The following is a 13,795-nucleotide window of genomic DNA, read 5'->3' as shown; positions in this document are numbered from 1 at the left end:
CGGCCATCGCCACGGGCAGGCCGGGTCGCGGACGCGTTGGACGTGCGACGTCAGAACGTCTTGTCGAGCAGGGCCGCGCAGTCGGACGGCCGGGCGCCATCCTTGATGTGGAGCGCCACGGGCCCCGAGGCCGGTCCGGGTTCCCAGGCCAGCCTCACGAAGCAGCGCTCACCCACGTTCACGACGTGGACCCGTGTCGCCACCGCGCCTTCCGGGAGCGCGTCGAACACCACCGTGCCCGCCTCGTCGGGAGCGGGCGTGGTCAGCGTGGCGGGCCGGTCCGCGCGTCCGTAGATCCGGCCCGGCACCGCGCCCTGGGGAACGGAGTCCAGTGAGGTGCGCTCCGTGCGAGGAACCGAGAGCTGGGTGGACGCGACGAAGCGCTTGAGCGTGTCGAGCAGCGCGGAGGGAGTCGCTCCCGGGAGCACCTCGTGCTGGACCGAGGCTGCGTCCAGGTCGACATGTCCATGGTCGCCCCGGAGGAGGACGAAGGCCCCCGCGACGTCGGGTGAGCGCCGCAGGAAGAACAACTGCCGGTGTCCATCCAGCGTGCCCAGGTGGGCGCGCCCCGCCGACGCGTCCATGCCCGCCGCTGGAACCGCCACGACCACGCGAGTCGCGGAGCCCGGGAGCCGCTCCGCGTTCCGATACAGCTCCGCGTCCACCTCCAGCTCCAGCTTCTGGAAGTAGCGAGGCCTCTTGCTGCCCTGGACCTTGCGGTGCGTGTCCACCTGTCGGGTGACGCGGCCCGTGACGATGAGGTCGGACTGGGCCACGTAGCCTTCGGGCCCCAGCGTGTACCGCGCGTAATCGTCGTGGACATGTCCCCGGCCCGCCGGACCCAGCGCGGGGGTTGGTATCAGCGCCCTCCCCACACCCACGGCTCCCAGGCCCACGACCGCACCGACGACAACCATCATTCCCTGCTTGAAGAAGGACTTCATGACAATGTGTCTCCAGGAGTCTGGTGTTGCGGGGTCTCGCGAAGGTCCAGGCTCAAGGAGCCGCCGTCACCAGCTTCGCGCTGGAGATGCTGCCGCCAACGAACGTCTTGCGCTCGATGGGGAAGTTGGAGTCCGTGCACGTGCCGCTGGCGCAGTCCCGGATGTACATGTACGCGTCGCGGGTGTTGTTGGTGGAGGCGTGGATGATTTCCAGGCGGTTGCCATTCACGATCTGCACGTCCGAGGCGACGTTGAGCGTCCAGCCCGCCGTGACGTGCGTCCCCAGGTACATGAAGGTGCCGGCCGCGGTGATGTAGCCCTCGGCGATGCGCAGTTGGTGCTCGCCGTTCGAGGCTGGGAAGGTGAGGAAGCAGCGGTTGGCACCGGCGGGCGCCCAGTAGCCGCAATCAATCCCGACCGACGTGTCGGTCCATTCGCCGTTGATCTGGGTGGGGGTGGTCCAGGTGCCGGCGCTGGTCGACGTGGAGACCCGGAGCTTTCCCGTCCCCATCTCGATGAAGGCCATCACCAGCCGACCTGACGCCGCGTCATACGCGAGGCTCGGGCGCCGATGGGACGTCATCGTCGTGAGCTGGGGGCTTCCTCCCCAGAAACATCCGGCCAGGCTGCCGTAGACGCCCCGGTAGACGTAGATGGCTCCGGTGTCATTGGACGAGCGGAACGCCGCCGCGAAGCCCCCGCCTGGATTCTCGGAGACGGCCACGCCGTCGAAGGCATAGTCCGTCGAAGTGCAGGTCGGTCCCACGGTGCCACTGGGGTCGATACCGACGTACGAGATGCGGCTGGTGTAGTCCTGGTTCGAGTCGTTCTCGAAGGTCACGAGCGACCACCCGTCTGTCTGCGTCGCCACGCCCACGCTTCCGGAGGTCGTTCCCACCTGCGTCCAGCCGCCGCCCGTCCGGGCGCGGACCCTGACGGGATAGTCCGCGATGTATTGGGCGTGCTGTCCGCCCAGCTTGTCGTCCTCGCGAGGGAAGCGCTTCGGATAGGCCCCGAAGGCGTAGTTCCCCTGGTGCATGACGGCTTCAGGCGAACTCGTGGAGGGATGGGTCAACCCGAGGCAGTGCCCGAACTCATGCGTGAAGATGGACTGGAGGTCGAAGGTCTGGGTCCCGTTGTCCGAGTACGCGCTCGCGACGCCGGTGTTCATGTAGATGTCGATGGAGCAGTTGTCGGAGAGGAAGATGTAGGACGACCGTCCGAGACAGCTGTTCCCCGAGCAATCGCCGTCGCAGCACGTCTTGGCTTCAATCTCGAGGTCCGAGGCGTTGGGCGTCGTGTCGTGGAATTCGATGTTCGTGTTGAACCGGACCCCTGAGTTCTGCCAGGACTGAAGGGCAGAACGCGCGATGGTCATGATGCTGGCATTGTTCAGTCCGAAGTGGGTCTGGAATGGGCCGGTGATGACATCGATGACGTAGGGGTTGTCTCCCCATCTGACCGCGGTGTTGAGCGAATACGCCCCCACCGTGGCGGCAGGCAGGAAGCCCATCAAGAAGGTCGCGAGCAAGCCAGGTCGTTTCATCGTTCCTCGATGCAAGTGCACTGCAAGAGGAATACGTCGCGGCGACACGGGGCTGGTCGTCCAGCGCATGCTCCGAGCCGTCACCGCGAGGCGTGGCCTGGGCATTCCCCGAATGCCGCCCGTGAAAAACGTCCCAGGTTCCAGACCAGGAAAAAGCTCCAGCGGCTGGACTGGCTGGATGTCACGTTCCCTGGGGCCCCACGCGGAAGTCGCGTGGGGCCCCACTCGTTTCCCCACCGGATGTCGTCAGGCGCGAAAGACGGGCCCGACGCGCGCCGACCTCAGGGCGTGCAGATCTCCCCCGTCACGCGGGTGACAATCCTGTTGCCGTTGTCGAGCAGGAGACCGCTCACGAAGAGGTAGCCCGTCGCGCCGGCGAACTTCCCCGTTCCCTCGAGGATTTCGTGATGCGCCGTCACGTAGCCGGCGTTCGTGACGCCCGTCTCACGGGCGACGAGGGTCCCCTTTTCGAGCGTGTAGTGGAAGAAGCCGGCGTAGCTGAGCCACCCCGGAGCGGTGGTCAGCGCGAGACGCGCCTCCTGCGCCTTGAAGTGGGTGACGCCGCGCAGGCCGTGGTTCCCGTCCACTTCTCCGAGGAAGCATCGCGTCGCTCCGTTGAGGCACCCTTCCGTGGCCGGGTGTTCGATCAAATCCGCATGCACCTTGTGGCAGTGCTCCGCCCAGACGGCGGGCGCGAATGCGACGACGCTCACCGCGACCATCGACGAAACCACCTTCACGACTCCTGCGTAGCTCATGGGGACTCTCTCCAGTCGTTGAATGCTCACTGCTGCCTCGGCACGCCCCGGATGAGGGTGCGCCCCGGAAGATGCCTTCCGTGCGCGACAGGCACCTCGGCTTTGCTGTGAGCTGGCGGAAAGGTGAGGTGAAGCGGCCTGACGTGGGGCCGAGCCGGAGGCCACGCCTGCCGCGCGTGGGCGACATGTCCTGTCACGGCCTTCGTGTGCGAGGACCGATGCTCACCGCCGTGTGAGGCATCTTCCAGGGGAGGAATGCAGATGCACTAGGGTTGCGCCGCCTGCTTCAGTTCGCGTGTCGGGGCTCCCATGACGATGTCATTCCCTGCTGTCGCGGTTTCCCGCTGGCGTGCGATGGCGCTGACGGGTGGTGTGTGGACGCTCGTGGGCTGTGTGGCGGTGGCAGGGGGCGTTGGTGGCGCCCTCTCCACGGGCCGGCCCTTGCCGAGCACCTTCTTCTTTCTCAGCAACATCCTGGGAATGTGGCTGTGGGCGCTCTACACGCCGCTCATCTTCCGTTTGTGCGAGCGCTACCCGCTCGACGGTCCGCGATGGCGCCGAGGCGTGGGCGTGCATGTGGCGCTGTTCCTGGTCCTGTGGGGGCTCGAGTTCGTCGTCGGCTGGGTGTTGGAGAGGTTCGTCGAGCACCCGCAGCGCCCGTTGTTGCAGTACTTCTTCGGCGCGCTGGCCTACTGCTTCTTCTGTTACCTGGGCGTGCTCGCCGTGGGCCACGCGTTGCGCTTCCATCGGCTCTACCTGGAGCGCACGGTGCGGGCCTCCGAGCTGGAATCGCAGCTCCTGCGCTCCCAGTTGTTGGCCTTGCAGATGCAATTGCGCCCCCACTTCCTCTTCAATGCGCTGCACACCGTGTCCGGGCTCGTGCGGAACGACGACAAGGCAGGGGCGCTCCGGGTGGTCGCGAGTCTGGCGGACCTGCTGCGGGCGGTGTTGCGGAGCGATGCGAATCAGCAGGTTCCCCTTCAACAGGAGGTCGACCTGGTCGAGCGCTACCTCGGAATTGAACAGGTGCGCTTCCAGGACCGGCTTCGCACCGACTTCCATGTGGACCCGGAGGTGCTCGGGGCGCTCGTTCCTCAGTTGTTGCTCCAGCCGCTCGTGGAGAACGCCGTGCGCCATGGCACGTGCGCACGAGAGGGTGAGGGGAGGGTGTCGGTCCACATCCGCCGTGAGGCGGAGATGTTGTGCCTCTCGGTACGGGACTCTGGGGCGGGAGATGCTCCCGAGGGTGCGAGGCAGGACCGCCCGTCCGCCGAGTCCGGAGGCGTGGGCCTTGCCAATACCCGCGCGCGCCTGCGCCATCTGTACGGAGCGCGGCACAGGTTGTTGCTCAGTCGAACCCCGGATGGCGGAACGCTGGCCGAGGTGGCCATCCCCTTCCTGGTGCAGGAGGCGGCTCGATGAGCGCGCTCATGCAGCGCGAGCGCCTCCGCACGCTCGTGGTGGATGATGAGCCCCTGGCCCGCCAGAGCCTCCGCTCGCTGCTCGCGGGCGACGCGGGCATGGAGGTGGTGGGAGAGTGCGCGACGGGCCGCGAGGCAATCAAGGTGCTCCGGCAGGGGCCCGTGGATGTGCTCTTCCTGGACATCCAGATGCCAGGTGCGGACGGGTTCGAGGTGTTGCGGGCCGTGGGGCCGGGCGCCGCGGGGGCCGTGGTGTTCGTCACGGCCTTCGACACCTATGCGCTCCAGGCCTTCGACGTCGGGGCGGTCCACTACCTGCTCAAGCCCTTCGACGACGCGCGGTTCGCCAGTGTCCTCGCCCGTGCGAAGGAGCGCGTTCGGGGACTCCGGGTGCAGGGCATGGCGCGCCAGCTCGGTGAGCTGTACTCGGCCGAGGAGCCTGTTCCCGCCGCGCGTCCTGTCGCATCACCGACCTATCTCGAGCGACTCGCGGTGAAGGAGGCGGGGAGGGTGCTGCTGGTTCCCGTCGAGCAGATCGACTGGGTCGAGGCGGAAGACTGTTATGTCCAGGTGCACGTGGGCAGTCGTTCGCACCTGCTGCGTCAGTCGCTGCGTGAGCTGGAAGCGCAACTCGACCCGCGCCGCTTCCTGCGCATCCATCGCTCGACGCTCGTCAATCTGGAGCGGGTCCGGGAGCTTCAGCCGCTCTTCCATGGCGAGTACTGGGTGCAACTGCATGATGGTCGCCGCCTCAAGCTGAGCCGCAGCTTTCGGGACCGGCTCGACCAGGTGCTCTCGGGACGGTGACGAGAGCGGTTCGTCCACTTGCTGGCGCCGCGCCACACGTCGTCACGTGCTCACCGCGCCTCAAGTCGCCCATGCGCACCGCGCTGGAACAGCCAGGCGGACCCGAGGAACATCGCGATGAAGCCGGCGTTGAGCGTCAGGAGTTCGACAGGAGGGCTCCATGGCATCCCCCAGCCGGCGAGCACCGCGACTCCGGCGATGACCGCCTGTGTGAAGGCCATCGCGACCAGCGTGCGGGCCATGCCGGCCGCGCGCAGGCGCACGACGAAGGCGCCAGCAAGGCCGACGAGCAGCACCCCTCCGTAGACCAGGTTGGTGCGGTCGCCGTCCGCTCCGATGATGCCGACGCCGAGGCTCAGCCAGACCAGGATGAGCGAGGCGAAGAGCGCGAGGCCAATAGCGGCCCTATAGGCGATGCTGGGGGGCGCGGTTCGCATGGACGTGTCTCCGTTGTCGATGACCGAAAGGGTCAGCCCCAAGGTGGCACGCGCCCGCGAGGCCCACCGCCTCGTCAGGCCGAGCGGTCGAAATCCAGCCGCCAGGGGTCGCGGGGCGGCCCGCCGTGCCGCTGGGGCCTGGCGCTCGCGTCCGCGCACAAGCCCCCCGAGGGTGATGCGCGCGAATACCCAGCGGGGGCAGCACGCCCGCCCCACCTGGGAAGGCGCGTCGCCAGGGGAGCGCCTTGACACGGCCACGTCCCCGCCAGGAGGGCAATTGCGCTGTCGCGCCAGTCGCCTCTTTCCGGTCGCACGCCGGTGGGCGCACGCCGTGCAATCGACCGCTCCCGCCGTGGTTCATCCACGCAAGGGGGGAAGATGCATCCGGGGGGGAGACAGGAGCGAGGGAGCGGGGAGGCGGGACGGCTGGCGCCGCGCGTCGGCACCATCGCGCGGGCCGCGTTGGGGGGCGGAGGGAGCCTCCGGCTGCTCGTGCTCGCGGCGCCCGTGCTCCTGCTTGCCTGCATGGGGGAGCGTCAGGTCTCGGTCCAGTTCACCGCCCAGGTACGCGGCGAGCCCCTGCGCTGCGATGCGAGCTACGAGAAGGTCGGTGCCTCGGGGACCAGCCTCCAGTTGCTGGACTTCAAGGCGTACGTCCATGACGTCGCGTTGGTGCGCAAGAACGGGGACCGTTTCCCCCTGGTGTTGGCGCAGGACGGGCGCTGGCAGCGCAAGACGATCGCCCTGCTCGACTTCGAGGACGGCACCGGCACCTGCAACACGGGCAGCCCGGAGCTCCGCACCGAGGTGGTCGGCGTCGTGCCTGACTTCGACGACTACACCGGCGTGGAGTTCACGCTGGGGGTTCCTCGCGAGCTCAACCACAGGAATGTGGAGTGGGCCGACCCACCGCTGAACGACCCCAGCATGTGGTGGAGCTGGACGTACGGCTACAGGTACCTCCGGCTCGACGTGCGCTCGGGTGGCAATAGGGCCTATGTCTTCCACGTCCGCGCCGACGGCTGCACCGGGACGCCGGACATCGGCGTCGACTGCAGCGCGGAGAATCAGAGCACCATCCTCCTCACGGGCTTCGTGCCAGGGCGCAGCCGGGTCGTCTTCGACGTGGCCGCGCTCTTCGCGCACACGGACTTCGAGAGCTCCGGGGACGGGCTGACGGACCCTGTCCCAGGGTGCTTCTCCAGCGCCGGGGACCCGGAGTGTGCCGCGCTGCTCCCGCAGGTCGGGCTCGGCCGCGGACCCAGGGTGCTCGGCGGCACGGACGCCTTCATCCGTGTGGAATAGGTCCGGCGAGGCTCGCCTGGACCGGACTGTTCGCCGACTTGCAACGGAGTGATGAGACATGGCGCGACGATTGGGATGGAGAGCCGTGGAAGGTGCCTTGCTCCTCGTACTGCTCACGCACTGCGGGACTGAGAAGGAGCCGTCGCACGAGCTCGACTCGGCGCAGGTGCTGAACATCGCCTGCGGGCGCGAGGATGCGAACCCGGTGCAGCAGAAGGGCTGCGAGGGCAGCGCGTGCGTGGTGCAGGGCCATGTCTTCGGTAAAGAGGTGGCCTACTTGTGGTTGGACGAGGGGGAGCTGGAGGTCGCGGACCTCCTCCTCAAGGACACCTGGTCCGTTCCCCGGTTCGAGCCGGTCCGCCTGCCCCAGCCGCTGACCTGGACGGAGGACCCCTACGGCGAGAAGTTCTGGCGCTATGTCTTCTACGGGTTGCGGCCCACCGCCCATCTCTTGTGGGCCTTCCGGGAGACGGGAGACGGGCGCTACCGCGACAAGCTCATGGACATCTTCAGGAGCTTCGCCGCGAACAAGAAGAACTCCGTCTTCAGCGAGGACAAGCACGGCACGGCCTACCGGGCCATGGTGCTCGTCAACTCGTACTGGAAGCTCAAGCACGCGGATGCCCTCTCCTGGCAGGACTCGACGCTGCTCGAATGGCTCATCATCGAGGATGCGCGCTTCCTGGAGGACCCGAAGCATTTCGAGGCGGGCTTCAACCACGGGTTCGCCGAAGCGGCGGCGTTGCTGCTCATCGCGGAGAACTTCCCGCACTTCAAGGATGCGCCGCGCTGGCGTGAGCTGGCGCTGGAGCGCTACGACGATCTGCTCACGGATATCATCGGCTCGGACGGCTTCATCATCGAGAACTCCGCCTACTACCAGTTCTACGTCTTCACCCAGGTGTATCAGCTCTCGCAGTGGGCCCAGACGTACGGCCTGGAGATGTCTCCTCTCGTCAGGGAAGTGCTGGAGCGGATGGCCCGCTTCGCCTCCTACGTGGTGCAGCCCGACGGGCGCATCCCCATGCTCGGGGCGAGCCAGCGTCTGCTGGTGCGCAAGCACCAACCGGTATTGCTCGCGCGAATGGGCGCGGCCTTCCCCGAACTGGGCCACATGCTGACGGCGGGCATGTGTGGCACCGCGCCCACCGAGCGCCTCGCCTTCTTCGCGAGCTCCGGCGTGGCAGTGCTCCGCTCCTCGTTCGACACCGCCCTGGACTACCAGGCACAGACGCACCTGGTGTTCGACACGGGGCCCTACCGCACGGACCACAGTCACCTGGACGCCCTCAACGTGGTCCTCTACTCGGCCGGACGGACGCTGCTGACGGACTCCGGGATGTTCACCGAGGAGCCGGGAGAGGAGGAGGCCTACTTCCGCAGCACCCGCGCCCACAACACCGTGACGGTGGATGGATTGGACCAGCGCGACGGGCACGCCAGCCCCAGCCTCACCGCACAGGGGGGACAGTGGCTCTACCAGTCAGGCTTCCACGCGCTGTACGAAGGGGTGCGTCACTGGCGCGCGGTCATGCTGCTGGAGAAGGACGTCGTCCTGGTGGTGGACCGGCTCCTGTCGGAGGACTCGCACCGCTTCGAGCAGCGCTGGCAGTTCCAGCCGGACCTCACCGTCGCCACGCAGGGCGTCTCCGCCTTCGTCACCGACCCGAAGGGCAAGCGCGTCCTCCAGGTCACCCAGGCCCTGCCAGACGGCCTGTCCGTCTCCACCGTGCGCGGGGCCACCAGGCCGTATGACGGCTGGTACTCGGAGGACTACGAGGTTCGCAAGGCGTCGACGGTGCTCATCTATCCGCGCGAAGGCACGCAGGCGCACTACGCGACCCTCTTCACCAGTGGTCTGAACGCCCTGTCGCCAGCCTATGTCTCAGCCGTGCCGCTGCAGGAGGGGGTCGACGTACACGCCTGTGCGGCGGGCCGCGGCTATCGCATCCGGGTGCAGCGGCCCGCCGAATCGGACGAGGCCGTCACGGTCACCGCCGCACCCGAGTCCTGTGCGCGGGAGAATGCAGGCTCTCCCGGCTCGCCCTGAGCCGTTCGTCCAGGGGTCCACGACAAATGCAGGGGCTCCCGCTGTCTGGCGAGCCCCTGCTTCGTTCAGGACCTTCTGGCGCTCTGCTCAGGGAGCCAGAGGTCCGACGTCCGCGGAGGTGAGCGGACGTCGCGGGCCCGCTCCGCTCACGGTCTGGTCCGCGCCCACGTCCAGCGCGCCGGTGCGCGCCTGTCCATCCATGTCCGTGGTGGGGGGCTGGGTGCCAGTGGAGGGACGCGCCGCGCCAATCACCGGGCTCGCGGCGGTGGGACGCAGCAGTCCATCCGCCGCGCGCACCAGCTTGGGGTCCGCCCGGACGTAGCCCGCGGACGGGATGTCGCCGGGCGAGGCCGCGCCCCAGAGCATGTTGCCGACGGCCGTGAAGCCATCCGGAGCCCGCTCGAAGTCCACCAACGCGCCCTGCTCACCGACGAGGAGGTTGTTCTCGACGCGCAGATCCCTGGCCGGAATGGGCCGGCGCGAGTCGGAGGCGCCGATGACCAGGTGGGTCGGCCCGTTGCCCACCAGGGTGTTGAAGGCCACGGTCACCCGGTTGGCGACGCTGCAGTCCGTGCCCAGGCCCGTGTCCTCCTCGGTGCAGCCGCTGCTGAGGACGATGGTGCCCTGGGCGCCCGTGCCGGTGCTGCCTTCAATGTAGTTGTTGGTGATGAGGTGGTCGTGGCCGTAGATGCGCAGACCCCCTGCGTTGTTCAGGATGAAGTTGCCATCCACCACGTTCTTGTTGCCGTGGCGCAGCACCAGCGAGCCCTTGTTGTTGCGCAGGGTGTTGCCGCGGAAGACGTTCTCCGAGCTCTTGTTGGAGATGACCTCGGGGTCACCGTTGCACTCCTCGAAGAGGTTGGCCTCCACGACGGTGTGCGCGCTGATGGGGCCGCGCTTGCTGTCGCCGATTCGCAGGCACTCGCCTCCCTCGGCGTCGAGGGTCAGCTTCTGGAAGAAGTTGTGATCGATGCGGTCGTTCTGCGACATGCCCGTGCTTCCATTCGGCGCATCGCCATAGACGGCGAGGAAGACGTTGGAGCTCTTCTTGTCGTGGAAGTGGTTGTGGTCGATGCGGTTGTTGGCGCTGCCCGCGCCCTCCAGCCGCATCCAGGTGCTGATGGACGTCGTGTCCTTGATGGCGAACTCGTTCCGGGTGAAGCGGACATGGGTCGAGCCGACGATTCTCAGCGCGACGTCTCCTTCTTCCACCGCATGCGTCAGCTTGAAGCCCCGAAGGATGACGTGGGAGGCGCCTTCCACGAGGAAGCTCGAGGCGCCGCCGATGCTCGCCCCACCCACGGTCTTCGCGGTGATGACGATGGGATCTTTCTCCGTGCCCTGGACCGACACCTCGATAGGGTCCGCGTTGGTGTAGGCGCCGTCGGCGAGCTCGATGCGGTCCCCCGGGAGGGCGGACGCAATCATGCTCCGCAGCTCGTTGAGGTTGCGTGCGCTGAGCGTCCGCTTGGGGGTGGGCAGGACATCGACCTGTTCGGGCGGAGTGGTTACGGGAGGCTCGGGGTCCGTCGGGTCGGGAATGACAGGCCCGGGGTCGGTCGTGGGAGGGGTGCCGCCGTCGGGGGCGGGCTCCTCGGTGCCGGGCGTGGTGGGGTCAGGCTCGCCGGTGCCGGGGGTGGGGTCTGGCTCGCCGGTGCCAGGCGTGGGGTCGGGGTCTCCTGTGCCGGGCGTGGGGTCAGGGGTGCCGTCGCCAGGTACGGAGGGGCTGGTGTCCGGAGAGGGGTCATCCGGAGGGGTTTCCTTTTCCGTTCCTTTACTGCCGCAGCCTGCCGACAGCAGCAGTGAGAAAGTCGTGACAGCGAATGCCAGTCGAAGTTTCCGCAAACGGTGTTGCCTCCAGCAGGCCCAGCGAGGGGCACACCGCCACGCTCGGGAGCAGGCTCCCAGGCGTGGCAGGAGCCACCCTGTTCGGCGGACCCTGCGTCTGTTTGAGTGGAAGGCCCCAGCCCTCGCGCCGGCGGGCGAGGACGAGCCTTGCGACAGTCCCCAACGCGCTCAAACGTTCTGAATTCCAACCCCGCACCATTGACCAACGGGGCGAGTGGACAAGCCTTCCAGAGCCTGCTCGGGGGGCGGCTTCCTGGCGGGGGCTCAGGTGCCCAGTCGCCGGTACCACGCCTCGGTCCGGGGGATGGCGCCGCCCCCGAGCCGCAGCGCCATGGACTGGTCCGCCGCGATGGCGATCCACGGCGCGAGCAGCCGATAGACCTCACGGTACAGCGGCAACATCTCCGCGTGGTCGACATCGCCTGTCATGGGGGCGGGCCCTGCCTTGACCAGGGTGCCGTGCCGGGCTTCGAGCAGTTCGACCTCGGCGGGAAGCTGACTCCGCAGGGCCTTGAGCCCACCGAGTTGCTCCAGCGTCCCTGTGTCGAGCAGCGTCAGCCAATTCACGCCCTGGATGCCATTGCCGCCCACGGCCTTGGCGTCGAACGGGATGCGAACGATGTCGATGCCCGGGTGACGCATCGACATTTTCCAGGCGTGTGTCTCGCTGGCCTCCTTGTCATCGCGGGAGCACTCGAAGGCGAAGCCCGCGGTAGTTCTTGCGAGGCGCATCGGGGGCCAGCCAGGTGCCGAGCAGTCCGAGGACCCGCTTCGTGACCGGCTTGTGGGCCTTCATCGTCTCCGTGGCGTGGAAGGTCAGCCGCTCGGGTGGGCACCGGGTCTGGAACAGGTCCCAGGCCGACAGCAGCCCGACGGAGCCGTCGTAGAACGAGCGGCTGGTATACAGGTTGATGCCGAAGACCCAGGAGGTCAGCCGGATGCCGTCCTGGATGAGCTCGAGTTCGGAGGGTGGGGGTACATGCATGGAGTCGGGGCCCTTGACCTCCTTCGCCTCGAAGTCCGCGGCGAAGGCGCCCGAACATCCTAGAGGCTGTCCCGAAATCGAGCGAGCAGGCATGAGGGCCGAAGCCGGCCCGCCGGCCGCTGGCGTGGTGGCGGCCGGAACCTCATGTGAGTCGCCTCTCAGGGGACTCGTATTGAGTTCTGCTCCAGGCCCGCGGGCGCCAGCTTGCTGCGCCACTCAGGGAACTCCCCGAGGTTGACGAGTCCCGTGGCCGTGAATTTGCCACGGGGCCCCTCGTAACGATTTCGGTCCATCCTCATCTGGGCGCGGTATTGCGCGCGGCCCAGCCGCACGAAGAGCGGCATGTCGCGGAGGATGTTGTCGAACACCAGCATGCCCGGGGCCCCGAGGGGTTCATCCGCGGCCAGCCGCAGTCCGGCGTCCGCCGTCCGCTGCACGAGGTTCGCGCGGATCTGCACCCGGTTGACCTGCACGACGCGGATGCCCTGTCCGTTCCCCCTGTTCGCGAAGTTGAAGATGTCGCTGATGGTGTTGTTCCGAATCAGCACGTCCACGGGCTGGTCCCCTGCCGTGGTGCCTCCTAGCGAGATTCCTCGGCCCGCATCGGAAATGGTGTTGGACACGAGTTGAACGTTCGTGGCGTCCGCGTGGACCACCACCGCTTCGGCCGCGGAGGTGCTCGCCTGCCAGGGGTAGCGCGACAGGTTGGGGAAGTCGAAGATGGAGTTGGTGCGCACAAAGACGGAGTCGCAACCCTTGATGTCGACGCCGTTCTCCCCGGCATCATGCAGTTGGTTGTGCTCGATATAGAGATACGCGGGTCTGTTGCCATCCATCTGACACTGCACCGAGTCGCCCGCGGTCTGATGAATATTGTTCTCCAGGACGAAGATTTCCCGCGAGGCGTTCTTGACCACGACCCCATGGGAGTCCGCCCCCGACTTCGAGAAGTCATAAATCTCGTTGTTGCCGATGAGGACATTGTTGGCACTGCTGATGACGACGCCGCCACCGGCTGTGCCTCGGTGTATCCGTGAGTCAATCAACTGCGAGCAATAGGTGTTGCGTTCGAAGAGCGCGGCGAACGATGCCTTGCCTTGGATGTCTACTTCCAGGGATTGGAAGATCCAGTAGGGCTGGCTCAAGGTCAGCAGGCTGCCCACGACACGTCCGGTCGGGGGGACGATGCGCGTCCTGAAGGACGACGCTCCCCTGACGAGGATGGGCGCGATGGCGGTACCCGCCCGGGTCGTCGACGGGTTGATGACGAGCTGCTCGGGATAGGTTCCCGGGCGCACCTCGATGATGTTTCCCGGCCGGGCGGCCTTCAGCGCCAGGGTGATGGTCCTGTATGGGTTGGAGCTGGAGCCCAACGGCCTGCTGGAGTTCCATGGCCCCGTGTTCGAAACGAACAGCGTTCTGTCCCGTGCGTCCGCCGCCGTCGGACACCGTTCCAGGAAGATCTCCTTCCCGTCAGGGGGTTCCACCAGCTCGGCCGCGACCTCCCCGAGGTGCATTTCGTCCTCGGATGGGTCCGTCGTCTCGACTCCACAGGCCAGCGTCAGCCCTAGTACCTCGGCACAGAGGTTTTGAAGGGTTCAGGCCGCAGCGGCCACTGCTGCTTGGGCCTGGGGGTATGCTCGCCCGAGCTTGGTGCGGGCGCTGTCTATAGTGAAGCGCCAGCGGACGCGGGC

General features: G+C 67.4%; 12 protein-coding genes. 4 read left to right on the top strand and 8 right to left on the bottom strand.

What is annotated here, in order from left to right:
• Window positions 1-50: 50 nt before the first annotated feature.
• The 3 genes from HUA78_RS45085 to HUA78_RS45075 form a co-directional block, all read right to left on the bottom strand.
• On the bottom strand, window positions 51-944 hold the full coding sequence (locus HUA78_RS45085) for a hypothetical protein (RefSeq protein ID WP_174479053.1): 894 nt from the start codon (window positions 942-944) through the stop codon (window positions 51-53).
• A 52-nt stretch (window positions 945-996) separates the two neighbouring features.
• Entirely contained in the window at window positions 997-2,490 is a 1,494-nt protein-coding gene (locus HUA78_RS45080) for a matrixin family metalloprotease (RefSeq protein ID WP_174455777.1), read from the bottom strand.
• 281 nt (window positions 2,491-2,771) lie between these two features.
• Entirely contained in the window at window positions 2,772-3,248 is a 477-nt protein-coding gene (locus HUA78_RS45075) for a hypothetical protein (protein ID WP_174455776.1), read from the bottom strand.
• Window positions 3,249-3,557: 309 nt separating this feature from the next.
• Here HUA78_RS45075 and HUA78_RS45070 point away from each other — a divergent pair, with 309 nt between their 5' ends.
• Window positions 3,558-4,670 (top strand): sensor histidine kinase, encoded by a 1,113-nt coding sequence (locus HUA78_RS45070; protein ID WP_254614717.1) that lies wholly within the window; start codon window positions 3,558-3,560, stop codon window positions 4,668-4,670.
• The gene (locus HUA78_RS45065; protein ID WP_254614718.1) at window positions 4,667-5,476 is read left to right on the top strand and encodes a LytTR family DNA-binding domain-containing protein; all 810 of its coding nucleotides are present in this window, start codon (window positions 4,667-4,669) and stop codon (window positions 5,474-5,476) included. Before HUA78_RS45070 ends, HUA78_RS45065 begins: the two co-directional genes overlap by 4 nt.
• Before the next feature lie 50 nt (window positions 5,477-5,526).
• Here the strand turns inward: HUA78_RS45065 and HUA78_RS45060 are convergent, their stop codons facing one another.
• Entirely contained in the window at window positions 5,527-5,913 is a 387-nt protein-coding gene (locus HUA78_RS45060; protein WP_174479052.1) for a hypothetical protein, read from the bottom strand.
• Between the two features lie 378 nt (window positions 5,914-6,291).
• Here HUA78_RS45060 and HUA78_RS45055 point away from each other — a divergent pair, with 378 nt between their 5' ends.
• Window positions 6,292-7,218 carry an MbnP family copper-binding protein gene (locus HUA78_RS45055; protein ID WP_174455773.1) on the top strand — a complete coding sequence of 309 codons (927 nt, stop codon included), beginning with the start codon at window positions 6,292-6,294 and terminating at the stop codon, window positions 7,216-7,218.
• A gap of 97 nt (window positions 7,219-7,315) precedes the next feature.
• Window positions 7,316-9,268, top strand: coding sequence for an alginate lyase family protein (locus HUA78_RS45050; RefSeq protein WP_174463493.1), 1,953 nt, complete (start codon window positions 7,316-7,318; stop codon window positions 9,266-9,268).
• A gap of 87 nt (window positions 9,269-9,355) precedes the next feature.
• Here HUA78_RS45050 and HUA78_RS45045 read toward each other — a convergent pair whose 3' ends face one another.
• The 4 genes from HUA78_RS45045 to HUA78_RS45030 form a co-directional block, all read right to left on the bottom strand.
• A complete protein-coding gene (locus tag HUA78_RS45045; protein WP_256434384.1) occupies window positions 9,356-11,113 on the bottom strand; it encodes a chondroitinase-B domain-containing protein in 1,758 nt (585 codons plus the stop codon).
• Between the two features lie 267 nt (window positions 11,114-11,380).
• Complete coding sequence (locus tag HUA78_RS45040; RefSeq protein ID WP_174479050.1) at window positions 11,381-11,848, bottom strand: type VI immunity family protein; 468 nt, start codon at window positions 11,846-11,848, stop codon at window positions 11,381-11,383.
• Window positions 11,796-12,194 carry a hypothetical protein gene (locus HUA78_RS45035; protein WP_174455769.1) on the bottom strand — a complete coding sequence of 133 codons (399 nt, stop codon included), beginning with the start codon at window positions 12,192-12,194 and terminating at the stop codon, window positions 11,796-11,798. The genes HUA78_RS45040 and HUA78_RS45035 overlap by 53 nt, the downstream gene beginning before the upstream one ends.
• 65 nt (window positions 12,195-12,259) lie before the next feature.
• Window positions 12,260-13,618, bottom strand: coding sequence for a right-handed parallel beta-helix repeat-containing protein (locus HUA78_RS45030; RefSeq protein WP_174479049.1), 1,359 nt, complete (start codon window positions 13,616-13,618; stop codon window positions 12,260-12,262).
• Window positions 13,619-13,795 lie beyond the last annotated feature (177 nt).

The organism is Myxococcus sp. CA033 (assembly GCF_013336625.1).
Classification (GTDB): domain Bacteria; phylum Myxococcota; class Myxococcia; order Myxococcales; family Myxococcaceae; genus Myxococcus; species Myxococcus llanfairpwllgwyngyllgogerychwyrndrobwllllantysiliogogogochensis.
This window is presented reverse-complemented; position numbering and strand designations above follow the sequence as displayed.